The organism is Flagellimonas profundi, assembly GCF_017313275.1.
Taxonomy (GTDB): domain Bacteria; phylum Bacteroidota; class Bacteroidia; order Flavobacteriales; family Flavobacteriaceae; genus Flagellimonas; species Flagellimonas profundi.
Genome location: NZ_JAFLNM010000005.1, coordinates 1 through 22285 on the forward strand (window position 1 = coordinate 1; position 22285 = coordinate 22285).

General features: G+C 41.5%; 20 protein-coding genes. 11 read left to right on the forward strand and 9 right to left on the reverse strand.

The window, feature by feature from the left end:
• The 3 genes from J0654_RS16535 to J0654_RS16545 form a co-directional block, all read right to left on the reverse strand.
• Positions 1-676: phosphoenolpyruvate carboxykinase (ATP) (locus J0654_RS16535; RefSeq protein ID WP_207030235.1), on the reverse strand; the 676-nt coding region annotated here is incomplete at its 3' end.
• A gap of 707 nt (positions 677-1383) precedes the next feature.
• Positions 1384-3579: a thioredoxin domain-containing protein gene (locus tag J0654_RS16540; RefSeq protein ID WP_207030236.1), complete on the reverse strand. Its 2196-nt coding sequence runs from the start codon at positions 3577-3579 to the stop codon at positions 1384-1386.
• A 26-nt stretch (positions 3580-3605) separates the two neighbouring features.
• Entirely contained in the window at positions 3606-5108 is a 1503-nt protein-coding gene (locus tag J0654_RS16545) for a vanadium-dependent haloperoxidase (protein WP_237686038.1), read from the reverse strand.
• 496 nt (positions 5109-5604) lie between these two features.
• Between J0654_RS16545 and J0654_RS16550 the strand changes: the two genes are divergently transcribed.
• From J0654_RS16550 to J0654_RS16565, 4 genes are all read left to right on the forward strand, one after another.
• Positions 5605-6321, forward strand: a complete 717-nt coding sequence (locus tag J0654_RS16550; protein ID WP_207030237.1) for a VIT1/CCC1 transporter family protein — start codon at positions 5605-5607, stop codon at positions 6319-6321.
• A 246-nt stretch (positions 6322-6567) separates the two neighbouring features.
• A complete protein-coding gene (gene sqr / locus J0654_RS16555) occupies positions 6568-7815 on the forward strand; it encodes a type III sulfide quinone reductase, selenoprotein subtype (protein WP_207030238.1) in 1248 nt (415 codons plus the stop codon).
• 24 nt (positions 7816-7839) lie between these two features.
• Positions 7840-8148 (forward strand): TusE/DsrC/DsvC family sulfur relay protein, encoded by a 309-nt coding sequence (locus tag J0654_RS16560; RefSeq protein WP_207030239.1) that lies wholly within the window; start codon positions 7840-7842, stop codon positions 8146-8148.
• Positions 8149-8200: 52 nt separating this feature from the next.
• On the forward strand, positions 8201-8677 hold the full coding sequence (locus tag J0654_RS16565; protein ID WP_119606865.1) for a DsrE/DsrF/DrsH-like family protein: 477 nt from the start codon (positions 8201-8203) through the stop codon (positions 8675-8677).
• 113 nt (positions 8678-8790) lie between these two features.
• Here J0654_RS16565 and J0654_RS16570 read toward each other — a convergent pair whose 3' ends face one another.
• Genes J0654_RS16570 through hypA form a run of 5 tightly spaced genes read right to left on the reverse strand, consistent with a single transcriptional unit; the run spans position 8791 to position 12767 of the window.
• Positions 8791-10533, reverse strand: coding sequence for a tetratricopeptide repeat protein (locus tag J0654_RS16570; RefSeq protein ID WP_207030240.1), 1743 nt, complete (start codon positions 10531-10533; stop codon positions 8791-8793).
• Positions 10534-10549: 16 nt separating this feature from the next.
• Entirely contained in the window at positions 10550-11233 is a 684-nt protein-coding gene (locus J0654_RS16575; RefSeq protein WP_207030241.1) for a leucyl/phenylalanyl-tRNA--protein transferase, read from the reverse strand.
• A gap of 11 nt (positions 11234-11244) precedes the next feature.
• Complete coding sequence (locus tag J0654_RS16580; RefSeq protein WP_207030242.1) at positions 11245-11511, reverse strand: HypC/HybG/HupF family hydrogenase formation chaperone; 267 nt, start codon at positions 11509-11511, stop codon at positions 11245-11247.
• Positions 11512-11521: 10 nt separating this feature from the next.
• Positions 11522-12409 carry a hydrogenase nickel incorporation protein HypB gene (gene hypB, locus J0654_RS16585; RefSeq protein WP_207030243.1) on the reverse strand — a complete coding sequence of 296 codons (888 nt, stop codon included), beginning with the start codon at positions 12407-12409 and terminating at the stop codon, positions 11522-11524.
• 16 nt (positions 12410-12425) lie between these two features.
• A complete protein-coding gene (hypA, locus tag J0654_RS16590; RefSeq protein WP_207030244.1) occupies positions 12426-12767 on the reverse strand; it encodes a hydrogenase maturation nickel metallochaperone HypA in 342 nt (113 codons plus the stop codon).
• 161 nt (positions 12768-12928) lie between these two features.
• Between hypA and J0654_RS16595 the strand changes: the two genes are divergently transcribed.
• The 7 genes from J0654_RS16595 to hypE are packed head-to-tail and all read left to right on the forward strand — an operon-like array spanning position 12929 to position 21510.
• Complete coding sequence (locus tag J0654_RS16595) at positions 12929-14053, forward strand: hydrogenase small subunit (RefSeq protein WP_207030245.1); 1125 nt, start codon at positions 12929-12931, stop codon at positions 14051-14053.
• 10 nt (positions 14054-14063) lie between these two features.
• The gene (locus J0654_RS16600; RefSeq protein WP_207030246.1) at positions 14064-15797 is read left to right on the forward strand and encodes a nickel-dependent hydrogenase large subunit; all 1734 of its coding nucleotides are present in this window, start codon (positions 14064-14066) and stop codon (positions 15795-15797) included.
• 13 nt (positions 15798-15810) lie between these two features.
• A complete protein-coding gene (gene cybH / locus J0654_RS16605) occupies positions 15811-16563 on the forward strand; it encodes a Ni/Fe-hydrogenase, b-type cytochrome subunit (RefSeq protein WP_207030247.1) in 753 nt (250 codons plus the stop codon).
• A gap of 10 nt (positions 16564-16573) precedes the next feature.
• Entirely contained in the window at positions 16574-17128 is a 555-nt protein-coding gene (locus J0654_RS16610; RefSeq protein WP_207030248.1) for a hydrogenase maturation protease, read from the forward strand.
• A gap of 1 nt (position 17129) precedes the next feature.
• Entirely contained in the window at positions 17130-19391 is a 2262-nt protein-coding gene (gene hypF, locus J0654_RS16615; RefSeq protein WP_207030249.1) for a carbamoyltransferase HypF, read from the forward strand.
• Positions 19388-20482, forward strand: coding sequence for a hydrogenase formation protein HypD (hypD, locus tag J0654_RS16620; RefSeq protein ID WP_207030250.1), 1095 nt, complete (start codon positions 19388-19390; stop codon positions 20480-20482). The genes hypF and hypD overlap by 4 nt, the downstream gene beginning before the upstream one ends.
• A gap of 2 nt (positions 20483-20484) precedes the next feature.
• Positions 20485-21510, forward strand: a complete 1026-nt coding sequence (gene hypE, locus J0654_RS16625; protein WP_207030251.1) for a hydrogenase expression/formation protein HypE — start codon at positions 20485-20487, stop codon at positions 21508-21510.
• On the opposite strand, the gene J0654_RS16630 is transcribed toward hypE, so the two are convergent.
• On the reverse strand, positions 21507-22211 hold the full coding sequence (locus tag J0654_RS16630; RefSeq protein ID WP_207030252.1) for a sulfite exporter TauE/SafE family protein: 705 nt from the start codon (positions 22209-22211) through the stop codon (positions 21507-21509). The genes hypE and J0654_RS16630 overlap by 4 nt on opposite strands.
• Positions 22212-22285: the final 74 nt, after the last annotated feature.

The following is a 22285-nucleotide window of genomic DNA, read 5'->3' on the forward strand; positions in this document are numbered from 1 at the left end:
CATTGGCAGAGCAATGCATGGGCAAGGTGTTTTTGTAAACCGGTAAAATAAAATTGAGTGCGGAGAATATTCCCTTTTTAATCTCGCCCGTATATCCGGTCCCACCGATAAGGGCAATCTTCCGGCTAAAGTTAAGAATGGCAAAGTTATGCTGTCGGGTACCATCCACCTTGGGATCTGCCATAAAACCAGGGGCATTGACAACGGTCCACTCTGGATCAAAGTCATCCAACTCCGCATCGGTAGGGCGAAGGAACATATTGTAGGCGAACATATTGGACCATGGATATTCGTTGATTACCCGAATATTCAGTTTGTAGTCCGGGTCGGCACAGGCATACGAGTCCCTTACATAAAGCTCCTTTTCGTTCAGATAGGCAATGACCTTAGTATACAGCGCATCGAACTTGTCACTATCAAAAGGGATATTGATATCGCCCCACCAGACCTTATCCTTGGTAATATCGTCCTTTACGATAAACCGGTCCTTGGGAGACCTACCGGTGAACTCGCCAGTATTGACGGCCAAAGCGCCCGAGGAGGCCTCTTTGCCCATACCTTTTTCAATGGTGATGTCCTGAAGTTCTTCCGGGGATAGTTGATAATGGGTTTTATTAGGTTTAAGTTTTAATTTTTCAATGTAGGATGTAACGTTTGCTGGAGGCGATACTGACATGATATCTTGATTGTTAATTTTATGTTCCTATCAAGGATATCGAAAAAATAGCGGGAAATCAGACTTTAACAACGTTTACCAAATTTTATCGATTTTTAGATTTAATCCCAAATTATTGAAGTTTGTCTTGAGCTCAATAAATCCATACCCTTGTCAAATCCATAAAATTATAAGTATAAACGGGGGGTGCATAAATTTCAAAGTCATTAAAATATTATACTAGATGAAAAAATAATTGGTTAGAATCATTGGTTATCCACTTAATAGGATAATAATATTGATTATGTGGAAATGATATTAAAATCTAACCAATAGTAAAGCTTAATGAAATCCGGAATTTTAAATTTAAGCATCCATTTTTGGAATTAAGATTATATGGGCTTTACTCAAAAAATAATGCTGGTAATCAACAATAATTTTTCGGAGGATACCTATTCGGTGAGCATCAAATTTTGAATAGCTGAAAAGCCCTTATTTATTGAGGTTTTGAGAGATAGGTTCTGGTGCCTCCGGCTCCACTTTGAAAAGCTACCTATTGGGTAGCTTTTTTTTTAAAACTACTGGATCGAAAGCCAGCATTGTATAGCCGCTCCTGCGCCCAAAAGTTCTATCTACTAGACCTTTTGAATGCTCGGTTGTCCCCTACTTCACTGTAACACCATCAAAACAACACATTAAACCTGTGCTACTTTACAAAGCGGAATATCCTAAAAAGCAGGATGCCCAAAAGATGTCATTTGTTTTAAAAAATCGGGGATAGTGGTTACCGGAAGTTTACAGGTCTTGTTTTCGCAAACATAAATAAAGGTCTCCCCTTCCACATAACGTCCATCAAAAATAGACAGGTCACTTTCCGTTGAACTGCCTACCAATAGGGTATTCGAAAACGGATAATTGTCAATTTCCGAAATTACGGACGCTGCATTTTCCCCGACCACCACTATCTCCAAATACGGGTAAGCCTTATGCAACATCAACGAAGCCCAGGTGCCATAAAACCCGATATTTTCATTTATTCCATTTGTTGTCATGGAAAGCATGTCATCCGATTTTTGCAAAAACTTTTTGTTATATTCAATATGGCCTATTTTAAAAAGTAGTTGCGCCATTATGGCATTTGCTGAAGGAAGGACACCATCGGGAATGTTGATGATCTTTGTGATCAATTCATCCGATTTACTGTAGGCATACATGCCCGATTCATCCGCAAACCTTGCCATCGCCGTATTGAGCAGCCTTTTGGCCACATCCAAATAATTCGGCTTTAAGGTAACTTCGTATAGACCCAGTGCGCTTTTGGCCATAAAAGCATAGTCTTCCAAAAAAACTTCTTGACGGCTACCTTCTTCCTTAAACGAATGTAACAGACTTTCCCCGTAATAATTATGGGACATCAAAAAGTCAAATACCTTTTGTGCCTCAGTCAGAAAAACTTGATCATCAAAAGTTCTGTAAGCTTGGATATAACCGTCTATCAACAATGCGTTCCATGAGGTAATGATCTTATCATCAATAGCAGGTCGTTTTCGTTTTTCTCGATGGGAGACGAGGGCTTTTTCCCAAGTTTCTTTCTTATTATTAAATTCTTCCACACTTAAATCGTTTTCATCGGCAAACGCACTGCCCTGCCTGGTGGTGTAAGGAACAAAGCCTCCTTCTTGAAGTTCCTCCCCATCTTTGATATTGAAATACTCCGCAAACAACGGATAATCCTCCTGTAGCACAGACCTTAGATCATCTTTTTCCCAAATATAATAGCCGCCTTCTTTTCCATTTGAATCGGCATCCATGGCACTGTAGTATCCTCCATTGGGATTTCTCATTTCATCTTTTAAGAATCCAAATGTTTTATATACCACATCTTTAAATCGGGGATTCGGCATCACTTGATAGGCCTTTGCATAAAGTTGAATCAGCTGTGCATTGTCATATAGCATTTTTTCAAAATGGGGTGTTTTCCAGTATGGATCGGTACTATATCTAAAAAACCCACCGCCAATATGATCGTAAATGCCACCCATAGCGACCTTTTCTAGCGTAAGTTCAACATGGTGTTTTGCAGATTCGTCATTTTCCAAAACGCTATAATCCAGTAGCATGTTCAATTTAGCTGGGCCAACAAATTTTTGATTCCCCATATCACCTCCCCAGGTATTGTCCCATGAATTGGACCACTTGGCAATTCCTGATTCCACCATCAACCTGCTATCCGTTAATCCATTGGTAGATGCAGGCAGTTCATAAAAGCCCTGGACGCCCTTGGTAAGTAGGGCTGCATATTCCTTTATTTTATCTGGATTGTTTTTATACTCGCTGCTAAATTTAGAAAGTACTGCCATCCATTCTTCCTTTGTATGATATGTACCCAAATACACGGGCTTGCCATCGGGCAACAGTATCGCATTCAATGGCCAACCGCCATTTCCGCTGACCAGTTTTAATGCTGTTTGATATACCTGATCTAAATCTGGCCGCTCTTCTCGGTCCACCTTGATATTTACAAAGTTTTCATTCATCAAGGCAGCAACTTCAATATCCTCAAAAGATTCCTCTTCCATAACATGACACCAATGACAAGAGGAATAACCAATACTCAAAACGATCAGTTGATTGGTATTTTGAGCAGTATCCAGGGCATCAGGGCTCCACGGCCTCCAGTCCACAGGGTTATGTGCGTGTTGCAGTAAATAGGGGCTACTCTCATCAACCAGGTCATTTGTGAATTCAAAGACCCTATTTGCAGTTTCTCCATCAAGTTGACTACTTGGCTTTGATTCCCCTACATTTTTGCAAGATCCCATAGCCAGCAGAAGAAAAGCAAGAAAACCGGGATTAAAATGAAGTGTCCTGAAAAAGTCTATATAAGAAGTAATTGGTAAAAACCTGATTTGTTTCCACATCATATGCTTTCTGTATTTTAGAAAGATAGCTATTCTTTTCCAATGTGTTTTTCATAGAACTTCCAAGCCTCTCTGGCCACATCTTTCCCCAGTTCCAGGCCTGCTATATTATCAGATTGGATATGGTACCCCCCGAGTACCCTTGAAATACCAGCCATATTGGCCGTTTCCGTAAATGTTGGAAATTTCAAGGTAATAGTGTCACCTATATTATTAGGTTCGGTCAATGCTCCTGCGACAAGTTCCGTTTCATATCCGAATTCATCACTTCCAGTCCACAGCCTTAATGCTTCGGCACATCCACCACTTATGGTACTATGGCCAGAAGTATAACTGGGAAATGGCGGACAAAGGAAAGTATCCGGCGAATAGGGCCTCCACTGACTTCCGTCCATTTCCACCATGCCCTTGCCAACTCCTCCCCAAGCCTTTATTTTTTGGCCCGAGTAATATTCATGCACCAAAGCAAAAGGCCTTGCAAAGTCATAGTACATCTTGCTGTCCCAAGAAGCAATGAACGCATCCATTGCAACAACTTGATTGTAAAAGAACATCTTCACATCCTCGTCCAGTGTATGATTGTCCCTAAGAGAAACCTCCTGTGCAAAATTAAGCCAGTGCCCCGCCTGTTGTACGGATTGTGGTCCGTCCCTCATGAACTCCACTAAAGCCTTTTGGTAATCCGTAAGATTGGCCTGTAGTTCCACAACTTCCATCACCTCTTTCTCCAGTTGTTCCGATCCAATCTTAGGGGGAGGCCCGGGTCGAAATTGGTCACCTGATTTTAATGCAACAGGTTCCACTTTGTCCCAAAATGGCGTGAGGCAAGAAGGCGCGAACCGACCGCCCTTTCCATCCGAAAAATATTTGGGTTGCCAGCGATTGGGGTCTGTATTTTCATCCACAGGGTTGACCGGCTCATAACCGGTATAATCAAAATAAGGAACGCCATTGGACCCCTCTTCTTCCGCATACTGGTTGGCGCCGTCCCCTTTTCTTGCCTCGATGACTGCCTTAGCTGCCAAGTTACCGATTCCTTCTGGAGTATTGGGATCCAACGAAGTATTGTTCGGGTCCAGACCCAATTCCACCATAAAATCGGCAAACATGGGTTCATCGGAATAATAATACTCACTTAAGGCACGATAAGCCGCATAGCTGACCGCTATCTCCTTGTTCTCCAATGTAAGCTCCCCTTCGGGTCTTCTATCTACATCTTTTAAATACACAGGAATTGCTTGGGCATCAAACCGGCTCCATGCATCAAATATCGAGACAAAAATCAGTCCAAGAAACCGTGATGTCACTGTGGGCCTTGGATTGAATTTTTCGGTATCATGAGCAGTTCCCAAAATCGCCATTTCGCTCCATTGGTGGGCTACATTATCCGCTCCCAAAGGCTCTTCGACCTCCATTTCATTGTTAGTCTTTTCCGATTTGCTGCTCTCCTTGCATCCAACGAGGATAAGGGTAAGCAGTGCAAGCATTGCAAAACCCTTAAAGCCTATTGGCATCTTACGTATTTCTTTCATTCTATTTACACAATTATTGTTATAACCCCCCACACCCCATACTTTTCATAAAATGTCTTGGAAATATTATTACGGATTTGTTTCATAATCAACCTCAAACACTCCCGTACAAATTTGGTATTACAACTCCTTAGTAGCTTTCTGATTAGCTACGAAATAACTATATCTAATACACAAAAGCAAACGCCTTTTGTTTTCAACTGGGTTTCCGGCTCTTTTTGGTCATAGAATGTCCTTTTATTTGAAGGCTTGATATCAAGTTTTTCAAACCCTTTATTTATGAGGCTTTACTTGGGTAGGCTCCAGTGTCTCTAGCTTTACTAAAGCATCATCAAAACAATGTATAAAACCTGTAAAAAAGTAATTTAAAGGTTTTTCATTTTTTTTTACCCAACCACATAATTCCTTGTCAAGACAAGCTGATAAAAATCACCTGTGCTATTTTCCGTTTTTAGTATCTTGTTAAGGTTAAGCTACAACTCTCCAATTAGTTACCATGAAAGATAGTGAACCCAAATTACAAGATTACTTAGATCCACATTACATTACAAGGAGCAATTGGCTACGCGCCGCTGTACTTGGCGCAAATGATGGTATACTCTCTACTACAAGTATCGCTATTGGTGTTGCTGCCGCAAGCGATAGTAAAGAACCTGTTATTTTGGCCACCTTGGCCGGGTTGGTTGCAGGTGCTTTATCCATGGCCGCGGGGGAATATGTTTCTGTTAGTTCCCAAACCGATGTGGAAAAAGCTGACATTGAACGGGAAAAGAAAGAATTGGAGGAAACACCGGAAATGGAATTGGAGATGCTCACCCAGATATATCAGGAAAGGGGGCTCAAAAGGGAAACAGCGCAGATAGTGGCAAAGGAATTAACCGAGAAAGATGCCCTCGGCGCGCATATTCGTGATGAACTTGGAATCAATGAAATCAATCAGGCGAAACCGATACAAGCTGCCCTGGCTTCAGGTGGGGCTTTTACCTTTGGCGCCCTGCTACCTTTAGTAGTGACCCTAATTTTACCATTGAAGCATTTGGAATACTACTTATATGCTTTTGGGATTTTCTTCCTTGTATCATTAGGGGCCATGGCGGCCAAAACCGGAGGTTCAAGTATTTTAAAAGCCGTTGCCAGAATCACATTTTGGGGTACCATTGCCATGGGCATAACCGCATTGGTCGGTTATTTGTTCGATGTTACGGTCACCTAACTTGGGTAAAATGAATTAAAGGACTACTTTTAAAGCAATTCATGTTCCACTTCAAATATTAACATGATGTCTGTTCAGATTTCGATTTATGTCTAACAAACAGATACTTAAAGACCTAATCCACTATAAAACAACACCTTATGTAACTTAAGTTACACAGAAAAAAGTCAAAAACTGACAATTGTCATATTTGCAAATTTAACCATTGAGTACTTTTACTCCAGTAAATCATAGAAACCAGAAATCATGAAAAATTTAGTCATATTAGGAGCAGGAACAGCCGGAACAATGATGTCCAACCATCTTGTATCAAAACTTCCTAAAGATGAATGGAAAATCACCGTGGTAGATCAATATAAAACCCACTACTATCAACCTGGGTTCTTGTTTCTCCCCTTTGATATTTATACGACCAAACAGGTCAAGAAAAAAGGTGCCAAATTTATTCCTAAAGGAGTCAATTACATCAACGAGAAAATTGAACTTATCCAACCTGAGGATAATAAAGTTTTGCTCGAAAATGGCACCGAACTCGCTTACGATATCTTGATCATCGCCACCGGCACCAAGATTGCCCCAGAGGAAATCGAAGGCATGAAGGGCCCTGAATGGCACAAGAGTGTGTTTGACTTTTATACTTATGAAGGTGCCAAAGCCCTTCGTGATAAATTCCGTGAGTGGGAAGGTGGTAAATTGGTGGTTCACATCACCGAAATGCCCATCAAATGTCCCGTAGCTCCTTTAGAGTTTGCTTTCTTGGCCGACTCCTACTTTAAAAACAAAGGTATGCGAGACAAAGTGGACATTACTTTTGTAACTCCTTTGGGAGGTGCTTTTACCAAGCCAAAAGCTACCGAAGCACTGCACCACTTATTGACCGATAAAGGAATAAAAGAGGTGACCGATTTCAATATTGAGCGAGTTGATTATGAAAACAACAAGATCATTGACTACGCAGAAACAGAAGTTCCCTACGATATTTTGGTAACAGTGCCCACCAATATGGGAGATGCCTTGATAGAACGATCAGGAATGGGCGATGACCTCAACTTTGTTCCAACAAACAAGGCTACACTACAAACCGATGACCATGAAAACATTTTTGCCCTTGGCGATGCTACCAACCTACCTGCTTCCAAAGCTGGGTCTGTAGCACACTTTGAGGCCGAAATTTTGACAGAGAATATTTTGAGATATATCAACGGAGAACCTTTAAAAGAAGAGTTCGATGGCCATGCCAACTGTTTTATCGAAACAGGAGGAGGTAAAGCGTTATTGATAGATTTCAACTATACGCATGAGCCAGTTGAAGGTACGTTCCCGTTCCCAGGAGTAGGTCCATTGAACCTACTCAAGGAAAGTAGGACAAACCACATGGGAAAAATGGCCTTTAGATGGATCTATTGGAACATGCTGATCAAAGGAATCCATATTCCTTTTGTATCTGCCACCATGAGCGAAAAAGGAAAACATTTTGAAGAAACAGAAGCATAATTATTAAACCTAAATACTAAAAAAATGGACAAGACAATAGCACAAGCAACCGTTTCAGTGGACCAAGAAGGGTATCTAACCGATTTTTCCCAATGGAACAAAGAAATTGGTACAGAGATAGCAAAAGAGCAAGGTATTGAAATGACCGATAAACACTGGGAAATCATAGATTTCATCCAAGATAAATTTAAAAATGAAGAGCCACTATCCATTAGGGGTATCAAAAAAAGTGGTGTGATCAATATTAAGGAGTTCTATGCACTTTTCCCTGGTGGACCATTGAAAAAGGCCACTATGATCGCTGGGATTCCAAAACCAAAAAGCTGTATTTAATTACGGGTAATGTTAATTCAACGGATTTACAAACAAGGTTAAACTTAAGATTATGAGCGATACAAAAGTCAAAAAAATGCTCTTTATACTCTCCAAGGCCACTCTTGAAAATGTGTACGCAGCATTTGTGATGGCCAATGGAGCCCGAATGGAAGGCATCGAATCTGAAATATTCTTTACGTTCTTTGGATTGGAAGCTATTCAAAAGAAGAAACTGGAGCACTTGCACGTTGCCACAGTAGGTAACCCGGCAATGCACATGCCTACGATGCTGGGAGGTCTGCCAGGTGTTGAAGCTTTGGCCTCCAATATGATGAAAAAAGAAATGGACAAACTGGATATGCCACCAGTGGGTGAGTTCTTGGAAATTCTATCCGATTCCGGGTGTAAGCTTTGGGCATGTAAATTAGCCGTTGACATGTTCCACTTAGAAGAAAAAGATCTTATCGATGATTTGGACGGTATCCTTACCATTGGAGATTTCTACAGCAGGGCAGACCAAGATGGAACCCAATTGCTGTTCATATAAGAATATAGAAAAACAATACCTTTTTTATATTTAACGGGAACTGGCCAAAAGGTGCAATACTGTTTAAACAAACAGAAACACTTTTTGGTCAGTTCTTTTTTTGTCTTTCAAGATTATTTGAAACGCTCTGTTACCGTTTTGAAACCATCATGATCGATTCCGTCCCTCCTTAGGGTTTCAAAGTCTTTTAAAATGATTTCCATATAACTTTCATTCTGATTGTTCACTTTTTCCGAAAGTTCCTCATAAAGCAGCATTGCTTTATCCGTCTGATCTTTCAACAGATAACTATGTGCCAAATTACAGGTCAAAGAAAGTAAGGGGCTTTCCAATATCGGAGCTTCAAGTATGGTTTCCTCTGCTTTGCTAAACTCTTTTAGTCTCAATTGAAGCCAGCTCATATTTACATGGGCCAGGGCAAGTTCGTATTTTAAACGGTCATTACTGGGATATTTGTTGCGATTGTCTTTGAGGAGTTTCATTATTTCTTTTTGAAAGATCATTTTTTCCTTAGGGTAAATGGTTTCATCTATCTGCTCTTTCAGATGATTGACCTTTCTTAAAACATGATGTAAAGACAAGTGTTCCTCATTGATGTTTGTAAAATGATCTAAATAATGTTGGAGATCGTTTTTCATGTTTTTGATGACCGGCAAATGGTCTCCATATTTTCCCAAACGTGTCTCCACATCGGCCAGCAGCTCCAAAGCTTCGGCTTTAAAATTGAAATCTAATTTGTTTTCCAATTCGGATTGATAGAGCTCCACCAGGTTCAAGGCAGTTGCACAATAATCGGCATCAAACTCCTCAGGTTGTTCAGAAGCCAGTTTTTTCCTGATTTCAAGGGCTTGATCAAAATAGTACGTCGCTTTATCATAGTTCCTCAATTCAAAATGGAACAAGCCCAAATTATGTAAACCTGTGGCCAAATAATGGGTGTACTCCTGAGGTCTTGCATCTGCCAGCTCATTGTACCGATCTACAGCCTGACGTATGTTTTGAATGGCCTGGTCAAAATTCTGCATTTCGGAATGAACAATGCCCAAACTATTGAATGTGGACGCTACATAGGGCTGAAATACATCAAAATTGCGATCTGACAATTCCTGATACGCTTTTAATGTCATATCATAATATTGCAACGATTTCCCAGGCTCCTCCATGGCGTTGTAGGTGACGGCCAAATTGTTCAGTACGGCGGCCAAATAGGGTTTTAAAGTGTCGTATCCCTCTGCTATCAAATTTTCAAAAAGGGTCTGTGCCTTTATGTAATGAACTTTTGCATCGAACAGATTGAATTCTTCCGTATAAATGTTACCTAATTGATAGTGGGCACTTGCCCTAAGCTTCATATAGGCCCGGTCCTTTAAGTTTTCGTAAATTTTAATCGCCTCTTTATAATATTTTTTGGCGAAGTAGAAATCATTGTTCTTGGCATATACCTCTGCAAGGGCAAATTGGGTGTTTGCCAAATGTGGGTGATAATCAGTTTTTCCCTTTTCAACTGCTTCAGCATAAATGGCAGAAGATTTTTTATAATTTTCAATGGCCTTTACCTTCTCCGTTTCGGATTGTATGGCAGCAATATTGTTCAAGATGGAGGCCCTATCTATCGAGGAACCCAGATCAGGATTCCCTTCCATCAAAGTCAAAGCGTTGTTAAAAGCCTCAATAGCCTTTTTCGGGCTTTTTGTTCTTTGGTACAACCTTCCCAAAATACTGTTTAAATGGAGTTGTTGCTCGGAAGTTGTGGCCAACTGCAATGCTTCTTGATAGTTCTCAATGGACTTTTCCACTTCATTTTCGTGTAAGAGTACATTGGCATTTTGTATCTGTTCGGCAAAGGAAAGTCTCATAGCTTTTTGATTTTAATTAAAATTCAGTTTGGACATCTTTATACTTCAAAGCATTTTCTTTACAGATGTCCACATATTCCAATCTGGGCATTTCATCATAATCGATGCCAGGGGAGAAAAAGGTTTGTTTTTGCATATCCAACAACCTATAATCTTGATTCTTCAGTTTAGTGATCAAATACAATACGGCAAGCTCATCGGCACCTTCAACTACAGAAAACAAATACTCCCCGAAAAACAGTTTTCCTACGGTTACTCCAAACAGACCGCCGACAAGTTCTCCACCATTCCATACCTCAACGGAATGGGCATGTCCCATGGCATTCAATTCTGAGAATATACGCACCATACGCTCTGTCAACCATCTGTTGTCCATTTGGCCATCAATATTGTATGTTTTTTGACAACTGCGCAGTACCTGTTCAAAATCGGTATTGACCGTTACGGTGAACTCTTTATTCAAAGAATTCCATCTTGATTCAGGTGTTTCAAAACATTCTGGCTTTATCACGATTCTTGGGTCGGGCGACCACCATTTAATGTGTTTTAGTGGGTAGTGCCAATAAAAAATTCCGCTATTGTACGCCAACAGTAAACGCTCTGTGGACATAGTGCCTCCAACAGCCAGTAGCCCTTCTATATCTGCAAAATAGGCAGGTGGGAAATTCGTATCGTCCTTTTTAAGTTCAAAGTATGGCACTTGAGTATAAATTAACCGGTAGCGTCCGGTTGTTGGTTCAAATCTTCCAGTTCCCCCAATTGGGACAAAACCTCGAATGTTTTCTTGGCTTCTTCTTCATCAACAACGCTTATGGCTGCTCCTACATGGACCATCACATAATCGTCCACCTTTGCCTCTGGCACCAGTGCAAGGCTTACATCTTTTTTTACACCTCCGAAAGAGACCTTTCCCATTCGAAAGGTTTCATCCAGTGCGGAAGTTATCTCCAATAATTTCCCGGGTATGGCCAAACACATTGTTCTTTATTTATTGGTTGTCAGGATTCGTTTTACTGTTTTGCTCCAGCCACTCATACCATTGTTCCATTCCTGTTCCCTTGGTAGCCGAAACTTCGAAGAATACCAAGTTTGGATTCACTTGTAAAGCGTTCTTCTTTAACTCTTCAATATTGGTATCCAAATACGGTGCTAGGTCAATTTTATTGATGATGCAGATATCGGAGGTATGAAACATATCCGGATATTTGATGGGTTTATCATCCCCTTCCGTCGTGCTTACAATTACCACACGTTTATGTTCCCCTAAATTGAACATGGATGGACACACCAGGTTCCCCACATTCTCGATCATGAGAACCGAATTGTTCTTAATGCTCATTTTCTTAACGGCATCATGTATCATATCGCTTTCCAGATGGCATCCTTTGCCCGTGTTTATTTGAATAACCGGCACATCCAAGGCAGCTATACGGTTGGCATCATTTAAGGTCTGTTGATCGCCCTCGATCACATAAAAAGGGATCTTGTCCTTAAGATCTTTCAAAGTACGCTCTAAAAGTGAAGTCTTTCCAGATCCTGGAGAACTTACCAAATTGAGTGCAAAAACATCCTTGGCATCAAAATATCCCCTATTTCTTGCCGCCATGATTTCATTTTGCTGCAGAATGTCCCGCTCCACTTCCAAAACCGTTTTCTGATGATGGTCATGTCCATGCGAATGGTCATGATGATGGTGGCCGTGATGATGGTGATGGTGGTCATGGTCGTGATGATGCCCATGTGAATGATTAGGCGAGTGTTCGTGTGCATGGGAATGGTTTTTCCCATGGTCATGGCCATGTTTTTCCTTGCCAATTGTAGGGGTCAATATTTTTGGCCCGTTTTCTTCGCTACCACATCCGCAGGTTCCGCACATAACTGTATATTTTAATTTAAACAACCTCAAGGGCCTTGACCCTTAATTCTTTACCTTGAATTATTCCTTTTAAATTACTACCGCATTTTGGGCATGAATCATAAAAATGCTCAACTTCAAAAACCGAATCACAATCTGCACATTGGGCCAAACCTTCTTTCATATCAATTTTTCGTTCGGCATTTTCAAGTACCGTATTTTTAACAGCGGCTGGCCAAACAAAGTCCAATGATTCGAACTCAACACCGGCTAGTTTTCCTATTTCGAGTTCAATCAAAGTAACCTTCTTCGCTTCGGCTTTTTTGGTTTCGTCCTCAGCGATTTTAACGATTCCCATTGCTACAGATAATTCATGCATCTGCTTCTTGTTTAGCTTTTGATTATAAGCAACATAAGACACAATATTATTGAAAATCAATTTTCAATAACATGACATTTGTCATTTCCAAGGCATTGATTATTAGGTACTTTTAGTGTTAAACCCTTTAAAATGAATAGTTAGGTTTAAATAATTGGGCCATGGCAATAGAAAAATCAGTAAAAGAGACCTATTACGAAAGCATTATAAAACAGGGATATAGCAGAAGGGACTTTATGAAGTTTGCCACCTATATCGCTGCTTATATGGGCTTGGAAACTTCAATGATCGGCCAGGTGGCCAAATCTTTGGAGAACACGTACCGGATTCCTGTTATTTGGGAACACTACCAAGAATGCACATGCTGCAGTGAATCATTTATAAGATCGGACCACCCCATTGTTTCAGATATAATTCTTGACAAAATTTCGTTGGATTACACATTGACCTTGATGGCCGCCTCCGGACATCAGGCCGAAGCAGCCAAACAGGCTACAATGGAAAAATACAAAGGAGAATATATCCTTTGCGTTGAAGGTTCCGTTCCACTTGGCGACGATGGCAATTATTGCTGTATTGCCGGTAGATCCGCCAAAGATCTTTTGGTCGAGGCCGCCGAAGGGGCCAAGGCTATAATCGCATGGGGAAGTTGTGCATCCAATGGATGCGTACAGGCTGCCTACCCAAACCCAACAGAAGCAACCCCCATACATAAAATAATCAAAAACAAGCCTATTATAAGGGTTCCAGGATGTCCTCCAATAGGCGAGGTCATGGCCGGTATCATCGTGCACATGATCACCTTTGGTCGTTTGCCCGAATTGGACGGATTGGGCAGACCAAAGGCATTTTATTCAAAAAGAGTACATGATTCCTGTTACAGAAGACCTTATTACGATGCCGGGCTATTTGCCGAAACCTTTGACGATCAAAATGCAAAAGAAGGCTATTGCCTGTACAAAGTAGGTTGCCGAGGTCCAATGACCTATAATTCCTGTGGTACCATCAAATGGAACAATGGAGTCAGTTACCCAATCCAATCAGGTCATGGTTGTATTGGTTGTAGCGAAGAAGACTTTTGGGATAATGGCCCATTTTATAAAAGGCTTACAGGTTTGGCCGGATTTGGCATCGAAAGTACTGCGGATACCATAGGTAAGGTTGCCGCAGGTGTCGTTGCAGGTGGACTGGCAGTGCACGCGGTTGCAGCCAATATTTCTAAAAGAAAAGAACTCCGTAGCCGTACAACACGCGGAAAACAAAATGAAAAGAAACTAGATTCTTAATAAAATTATCATGGCAAATAGAATAGTTGTAGATCCCATTACCAGGATTGAAGGGCATTTAAGAATTGAGGTAGAAGTTAAAGATGGAAAAATAACCGATGCCTACAGTTCGAGTCCTATGGTAAGAGGTCTTGAAAATATTGTCAAAGGAAGAGACCCCAGGGATGTTTGGGCATTTGTTCAGCGTGCGTGTGGGGTATGTACAACGATACATGCACTGGCTTCGGTAAGGTCGGTTGAAGATTCTCTTGGGATTGAAATTCCACCCAATGCGGAAATGGTGCGGAACATTATGGAAGGTGCGCTTTACATGCACGACCATACCGTACACTTTTACCATTTGCATGCATTGGACTGGGTAGATGTGGTCAATGCCTTAAAAGCAGACCCGGCGGAAACCTCCAAACTGGCCCAAAGTATCTCAAATTGGCCCAAAAGTTCACCAGGGTACTTTTCTGATATCAAAAAAAGAATTACAAAGTTTGTTGAAAGTGGGCAACTGGGAATATTTGCAAACGGTTATTGGGGCCATCCCCAAATGAAACTGCCCCCGGAAGTTAACCTTTTGGCAGTTGCCCACTATTTAGAAGCTCTGGAATGGCAAAAAGAAATTGTAAAGGTGCATACCATTTTCGGTGGTAAAAACCCACACCCCAACTACTTGGTCGGGGGTATGGCATGTGCCATCAACACCGAAAGCCCTGGAGGAATAAATGCCGAACGGTTGGCCTATGTCGGACGCTTATTGGAAGAAGGAAAACAATTTATTGAACAGGTCTACATACCCGATTTATTAGCTATTGCATCCTTCTACAAAGATTGGGGCGCCATCGGAAAAGGGTTTGGCAACTATATGTCCTACGGAGATTTTCCAACCAATGGTTATGGGGATATATCCAATTTTAAATTCCCTCAAGGTATTATTTTGGATAGGGATTTATCCAAAGTGTACGATGTCGACCATAGAAATGATGATATCGCGGAATTTATCAACAACTCTTGGTACGATGAATATTCCGAAGGAAAAGAACATGGAAAACACCCATGGGATGGTGAGACCAACATCAATTACTCCGGTCCAAAACCACCTTACGACCAATTGGATGTAAGTCAGAAATACAGCTTCATCAAAACACCACGATGGAGGGGAAAACCTATGGAAGTAGGGCCATTGGCCAGATTATTGGTAGGTTATGCTCGTGGCAATAAAGAAATACAAGAAGCTGTAAATGGTGCTTTAGGTCATTTGGATGTTCCCGTAGAGGCGTTGTTCTCCACTTTGGGCAGAACAGCAGCGAGAGGTATTGAAACGCAACTGGTCGCCAATTGGACCATGGAATTTTATGATACTTTATTGCAGAATATCAAAAATGGGGACACCCGAATGGCCAATATGGACAAATGGGAGCCCGAATTATGGCCTGCAGAATCCAAAGGAGTCGGTTTTGCCGAAGCTCCACGGGGTGCCCTTGGCCACTGGATACAAATAAAAGACGGCAAGACCGAAAATTATCAACTCGTGGTGCCATCAACTTGGAACGCATCCCCCCGAGATCCCAAGGGACAACGTTCAGCTTATGAGTCCACCTTGTTGGGAACTCCGGTTGCAGACCCAGAGTTGCCATTGGAAATTATACGTACGATCCATTCGTTTGACCCCTGTATTGCCTGTGCAGTCCACCTGTACGATGAGCACGGTAAACATATTTCTCAAGTACAGAACGTTTCAAGCTGCGAAATCTAGAAAATGGGAAAACATGGAAACACGAAAATTTAGACGGGTATATGTCTGGGAACTCCCAGTTAGGGTTTTCCACTGGATCAATGCATTTTCAATAACCATATTGGCAATAACCGGCTTTATTATAGCCGACCCGCCCGCCATCATGTCCAATGCAGAGGCCAGTGATTCTTATTGGTTCGGAACGGTGCGTTTTATTCACTTTGCAACAGCCTATGTTTTCTTTTTCAATATGATTCTTAGAGTCTACTGGTCCTTTGTTGGGAACAAGTTTTCCAGTTGGCGCGCCTTTTGGCCCTTCAGCAAAAAGATGTGGCGTAATTTTTTGCACGTGATCAAAGTCGATGTATTTCTTGCCAATGAAAAAAAACCGGACATTAGAGATATCAGCATCGGTCATAACAGTGTAGCTGCCTTCTCTTATGCAATTCTATTTGTATTGGCCTTGGTACAGGTATTTACAGGTTTCGGCCTGTACTCTGCCACATCCAGTTGGTGGTTGCCGAACTTATTTAGTTGGGTAGTGCCCTTTTTAGGTGGTGATTTTATTGTGAGAACCATCCATCATACCTCAACTTGGCTATTCATTCTGTTCACCTTGATCCATGTATACCTTGTTTTTTATCACGATTGGCTGGAAGGTAGAGGTGAAGTTTCTTCCATGTTCGGAGGTTATAAATTCGTATGCGACGAACGTCTCAAAAAAATTGAAGAGGAGGAAGAAATTGAAGAACCTGTTGATGAAGAGGAATTGGAAACCTTAGAATAAGACCAAAAAAATGGCAGAATCAATACAACCCAAATCGGATTTTGACAAAAAACCCATTGCTATCAGCAGTGATGCTTTTTTCTTTGAAAAAGACAAATCCAAGAATATTTTGGTTTTAGGGGTGGGCAACTTCCTTATGGGAGACGAAGGCGTTGGGGTACATTTGATTCAAGAAATGGATAAAATGAAGTTGCCCGCCCATGTTGATATTCTCGATGGCGGAACCGGTGGGTTTTTGCTCCTCAACTGTTTTGAAAGCTATAACAAAATAATTTTTGTAGATGCTACCATGGACGGTAAAAAAGAAGGGACCATCTCCCTTATACGTCCAAAATTTGCCAGTGACTTTCCTTCTGCGCTTAGTGTTCATGATGTGGGTTTGAAAGATATGATAGAAGCCGTATACCTTATGGAAAACCAACCAGACCTCTATCTATTTACCATATCCATTGAAGAAGTGGTTCCAATGACCACCGAACTGGCTCCAAAAGTTAAAAAAGCAATCCCCAAGACCATTGAAGAGATCATACGTCTGAGCAATACTTTGCACGAACAAATTTTATAAAGTGCCCAAAACTTACAAAATCATAGTGACCGGTCGAGTACAGGGGGTCGGGTTTAGACCCCATGTCTTTAATTTGGCCACTAAATTTAAATTGAACGGTACCGTTTCCAATAATGAGGAGGGCGTTATCATCTACCTTACCGGTGATGAAGATGTGGTGCGTTCCTTTTATCGAATATTGACAGAACACCCTCCCAAGGCATCCAAAATAAAAGAACACCATCTTTACGAAGCACAATCGCAACATTTTGATGGTTTCCATATTGTTCCTTCCAAAAAAGCAGGGAAACTGAACTTACAGCTCACACCCGATTTTGCCATTTGTGATGACTGTAAGGAAGAGATCACCAATTCAGACAATAGGCGTTACCATTACCCCTTCACTACCTGTGTGAACTGTGGTCCCCGATGGGCGATCACCAATTCCTTCCCTTTTGAACGTGACAACACCAATTTGGATGTATTTGAAATGTGCGATACCTGCACCGATGAATATGAAGACCCTTCGAACAGACGGTTTCATTCACAGACCAACACCTGTTCTAATTGTGGTATACAGCTGAAACTATCAACAGCCAATGGAGATATCCTTTCAGCAGAACATCCTATTCAAAAAACCGCAATCCTGATCAAGGAAGGTAATATCGTCGCCATTAAAAATACAAGCGGGTACCTCTTGTGCTGTGAAGCCAATAATGCGGAAGCCATCAAAAAACTGCGGGAAAGAAAAAACAGGCCCTCAAAACCATTTGCCATTCTGTATCCCTCGTTGACCTTGCTAAAACGGGATTTAAAAATTAACGAGATTCAAGAAAAAACACTCACCTCTCCTGAAAGTCCTATCGTTATTATTCCAAAAACCAACTTTACTGGTGATTTGGCTTTGAATGAGCTCGCTCCCAACCTTAACCAATTGGGGGTTATGCTCCCCTACTCCGGTATTTTGCATTTGTTGGCCAAGGAGCTGGAAATACCCATCGTTGCAACCAGCGGAAACATACATGCATCGCCAATCATCAACGATGAGACAATGGCACATAAAGAATTGAACGGGGTTGCCGATTATTTCTTAGATCATGATCTAAAGATTACCAACCCCCAAGACGATTCTGTGGTCAAGTTCAGCCCAAAATTCAACACAAAAATCATATTTAGAAGATCAAGGGGACTCAGTCCAAATTTTGATACCGAAATCGATACCAATAAAAAAATTATGGCCATGGGCGGACACCTGAAAAGCACCGTTGCTTTTCTGCCCAATGATTACCTTTATATCAGTCAATATTTGGGAAATCTGGACCATTTTGATGTATTTGATCGCTATACATCGACCGTAGAAAGGTTCATGAAACTGTTTGAAGTGACACCCGAAGTTGTTTTGGTGGACAAACATCCCGGATACAACAGCACTCGCCATGGCATTGAACTTGCCAAATCAACCACGGCAGAGCTAAAACAAGTTCAACATCACAAAGCACATTTTGCTTCAGTTTTGGGAGAGCATGCCCTTTTTGATAATGAATCTGGCATTTTGGGAGTGGTTTGGGATGGAACCGGCTATGGGGATGATGCCCAGATTTGGGGAGGGGAATTTTTTACTTATCAAAATGGAGAAATGAAACGCGTAGGGCATTTTGACTATTATGATTGGTTGGCCGGAGACAAAATGGCCAAAGAACCCAGAATTTCTTTTTTCTCCTTGTCCAACGACACTATGCAAAGTGAAATCTGTCAAAAATTTTCCAAGCAGGAAATATCGGTTTATAATCATCTCAAGAAAAAGGAATCCCTGCAAACCTCATCGGTGGGCAGACTATTTGATGCCGTAGCCTCCCTTTTGGACCTTTGCAATTTTAACACCTACGAAGGCGAAGCTGCCATTCTTCTGGAAAATCAAATTACGGATTATCAACTTGAAAATTGTAAATCTTATGTATCGGAAATGGTGAACGGCACAGTGCCCACAAAGGAGCTCTTCAACAATCTATACTTGGATTTTAAAACTGGGAAAAAGAAAGAAGAAATTGCAACGAACTTTCTGTACACCTTGGCAACAGTAGTTTTAAAAATGGCAGAGCAATGGAACATTCAAGAGATTGCAATGAGCGGCGGGGTGTTTCAAAACACCGTTTTGGTTGATATGATAAAAGAATTATCCGGAAGCGAATACAAGCTATATTTTAATCGTAACTTAAGTCCAAACGATGAAAACATTTCTTTCGGGCAGTTGATGTACAACCAACATATAAAAATTGAACGATGAAGTATTTGAGCGAATATCGAAACTTGGAGGACACCAAAAAGTATTTGGACCTGATAGCAAAAACTGCCACGCAAACATGGAATATCATGGAAATCTGTGGTGGACAGACCCATGGATTGGTAAAAAATGGCATCATTGACCTGCTACCTGAAAATGTCCGAATGATTCATGGTCCAGGGTGTCCTGTCTGTGTTACTCCGATGAACCTGATAGACAAGGCCATTGAATTATTGGAAAATGGGGCTATCGTTTGCTCATTCGGTGATATGGTACGTGTACCCGGTAGTAAAAAAAGTCTATTGGAGGCAAAGGCCAATGGTGGCGATCTTCGTATTCTTTATTCCCCATTGGAAGCTGTGAACATCGCCAAACAAAATCCGGACAAAGAAGTGGTATTTTTTGCCGTTGGGTTTGAAACCACGGCACCGGCAAACGCCCTATCGGTTATGCATGCCAAAAAGGAAAACGTTACCAATTATTCCATTTTGGTCTCCCACGTGCTTGTTCCACCGGCCATGGAAGGAATTTTGGACGATGAACTCTGTACGATCGATGCATTCCTTGGGGCAGGTCATGTTTGCGCTATTATGGGAATGAAAGAATATTACCCATTGGTCGAAAAATATAAAATACCCATTGTCATAACCGGATTTGAGCCCTTAGATCTTGTTCAAGGCATCTATATGGCGCTCTTGCAGCTGGAAAAAGGTGAGTATAAATTGGAAAATCAATATTCTCGAGTAGTAAAAGAAGAAGGAAATGTTGAGGCCAAAAAAATGATGGAAGCTGTTTTTGAAATTTCAGACCGTGAATGGCGAGGCATTGGATCCATACCCGATAGTGGTTATCGTCTTAAAAAAGAATTTCTTGCGTATGATGCCGAAACCAAATTCGGAATCAGTTCCATTACAACCCCAGAAAATTCGGCATGCATAGCGGGTCAGATTTTAAAAGGCATCAAAAAACCGCACCAATGTGAACAATTTGGAAAGGCCTGCACACCTTCAAATCCCTTAGGAGCCCCCATGGTGTCTTCCGAAGGTGCTTGTGCAGCATACTATCATTTTTCTAACAACTTAATCACATCCTAACCATGAGCAATAAAGACCTTGGGTTCGAGACCATCAACTTGGGACACGGAAGCGGAGGATTGATGACCCGCGATTTGTTGGACCGCATTATTTTTGAAACTTTCAACAATCCCTATCTCAATCAAAAACATGACGGTTCCATAATAAAAATGGATGGTGAAATGGCCATTTCCACCGACAGTTTTGTGGTATCCCCCATATTTTTCAAAGGAGGGAACATTGGTGAACTGGCCGTCAACGGTACCGTAAACGATGTGGCCATGTGCGGTGCAGACCCTAAATTTTTATCATTGGCATTTGTAGTGGAAGAGGGATTGCCCATGGAAGATTTTGTGAAAATTGTTACATCCATCAAGGAAGCGGCAGATATTGCAGGAGTTCAAATCATTACGGGGGATACCAAGGTTGTGGAACGTGGAAAGGGAGATAAAATCTTCATCAATACCACGGGGTTTGGCAAGGTTCATCCCAAGGCACACATTTCTCCCGATAAAATAAGGTCTGGAGATAAAATAATCATCAGTGGACCTGTGGCACAACACGGTATGGCCATTATGTCCCAAAGGGACGGACTTGAATTTGAATCTACCATAGAAAGTGACACCACCAACCTCAACTTTTTGGTAAATGACCTCTTAGATGCCTTTGGAAACAAAATCCACTTGTTCCGAGATCCTACCAGAGGTGGTGTGGCCAGTGTACTTTCGGAATTGGCAGATGACACCAATTTGGGTATTTCACTGAAGGAAACGAATATTCCCTTGGATGACCAAGTAGCCGCAGCATGTGAAATTTTAGGTCTCGATCCCCTCTTCGTGGCGAATGAAGGTATTTTCGTCACTATTGTGAGTGCAGATGTGGCTGATGCAGTAGAGGAACTTATGAAGAAACACGAAAAAAGTCCCAGGGCGGTCTGCATTGGGGAATTTACAACGGAACACCCCAAAAAGGTGGTAATGCACAGTGTTATCGGAGGAAAACGAATGGTTACTCCCATGATCGGAGAGCAATTGCCACGAATCTGCTAAAAACTAAACATCCAATAAATACCGATTACGATGGCAAAGAGGCCTCCTGCCATCCGGATACCGTTAAAAAACATATCACTATGTCCATTCTTTGCAATGGAAGACACCTTGCCGATCACAAAGGCAAATGTGACCATTGCCACAAGTATTCCAGCACCAAAACCAATTACATAAGCAATGGAATCGGACTGTGTTTCGAAACCCAAAACAGGTAGGAACAATAAAAAATGGGAAATTCCTGCCAGACCATGTAAAATACCCACGGAAAACGATGCAAGATTGTTCTGCTTTAATTTCTCACTATGCACATGATGGTGCGAACTGTTATGATCATGGCGGTGTTCATGAGAATGGATCACGGGGTCATTTTCTGCATGAACGTGCAAATGTTTGTGCCTTTTTCGCTTTTTGAAGATGCGATACAAAGCCCAACAACCAATTCCTACCAATACAACTCCCACTAATTGCTCACTATACATGGAAATTTCCTCAACGGGAATTATTTCCTTGAATATGGCGAACAACAAACCTATGGCAATCATTCCCACCAAGTGCCCGACCCCCCAAAAAAGTCCTATTTTCCATGCTTTGCGTTTTGACTCTATGGCGAAAGGGGCCACTGCAGCCAAATGGTCTGGACCAGCAATTACATGAAGTATGGAAGCTATAAGTCCAGCGGTTAGTGGAAAGGTTGTATCCATAATTATTCTAGGAACAGCTATAGTAAATTTACGAATTTTACGGGGTAAAATCACCTCTCCAACACAACTTTATT

Coding starts and splice junctions, on each gene's coding strand:
- J0654_RS16540 (WP_207030236.1), bottom strand. CDS start 3,579: ATGATGTGGAAACAAATCAGGTTTTTACCAATTACTTCTTATATAGAC.
- J0654_RS16545 (WP_237686038.1), bottom strand. CDS start 5,108: ATGAAAGAAATACGTAAGATGCCAATAGGCTTTAAGGGTTTTGCAATG.
- J0654_RS16550 (WP_207030237.1), top strand. CDS start 5,605: ATGAAAGATAGTGAACCCAAATTACAAGATTACTTAGATCCACATTAC.
- sqr (WP_207030238.1), top strand. CDS start 6,568: ATGAAAAATTTAGTCATATTAGGAGCAGGAACAGCCGGAACAATGATG.
- J0654_RS16560 (WP_207030239.1), top strand. CDS start 7,840: ATGGACAAGACAATAGCACAAGCAACCGTTTCAGTGGACCAAGAAGGG.
- J0654_RS16565 (WP_119606865.1), top strand. CDS start 8,201: ATGAGCGATACAAAAGTCAAAAAAATGCTCTTTATACTCTCCAAGGCC.
- J0654_RS16570 (WP_207030240.1), bottom strand. CDS start 10,533: ATGAGACTTTCCTTTGCCGAACAGATACAAAATGCCAATGTACTCTTA.
- J0654_RS16580 (WP_207030242.1), bottom strand. CDS start 11,511: ATGTGTTTGGCCATACCCGGGAAATTATTGGAGATAACTTCCGCACTG.
- hypB (WP_207030243.1), bottom strand. CDS start 12,409: ATGTGCGGAACCTGCGGATGTGGTAGCGAAGAAAACGGGCCAAAAATA.
- hypA (WP_207030244.1), bottom strand. CDS start 12,767: ATGCATGAATTATCTGTAGCAATGGGAATCGTTAAAATCGCTGAGGAC.
- J0654_RS16595 (WP_207030245.1), top strand. CDS start 12,929: ATGGCAATAGAAAAATCAGTAAAAGAGACCTATTACGAAAGCATTATA.
- J0654_RS16600 (WP_207030246.1), top strand. CDS start 14,064: ATGGCAAATAGAATAGTTGTAGATCCCATTACCAGGATTGAAGGGCAT.
- cybH (WP_207030247.1), top strand. CDS start 15,811: ATGGAAACACGAAAATTTAGACGGGTATATGTCTGGGAACTCCCAGTT.
- J0654_RS16610 (WP_207030248.1), top strand. CDS start 16,574: ATGGCAGAATCAATACAACCCAAATCGGATTTTGACAAAAAACCCATT.
- hypD (WP_207030250.1), top strand. CDS start 19,388: ATGAAGTATTTGAGCGAATATCGAAACTTGGAGGACACCAAAAAGTAT.
- hypE (WP_207030251.1), top strand. CDS start 20,485: ATGAGCAATAAAGACCTTGGGTTCGAGACCATCAACTTGGGACACGGA.
- J0654_RS16630 (WP_207030252.1), bottom strand. CDS start 22,211: ATGGATACAACCTTTCCACTAACCGCTGGACTTATAGCTTCCATACTT.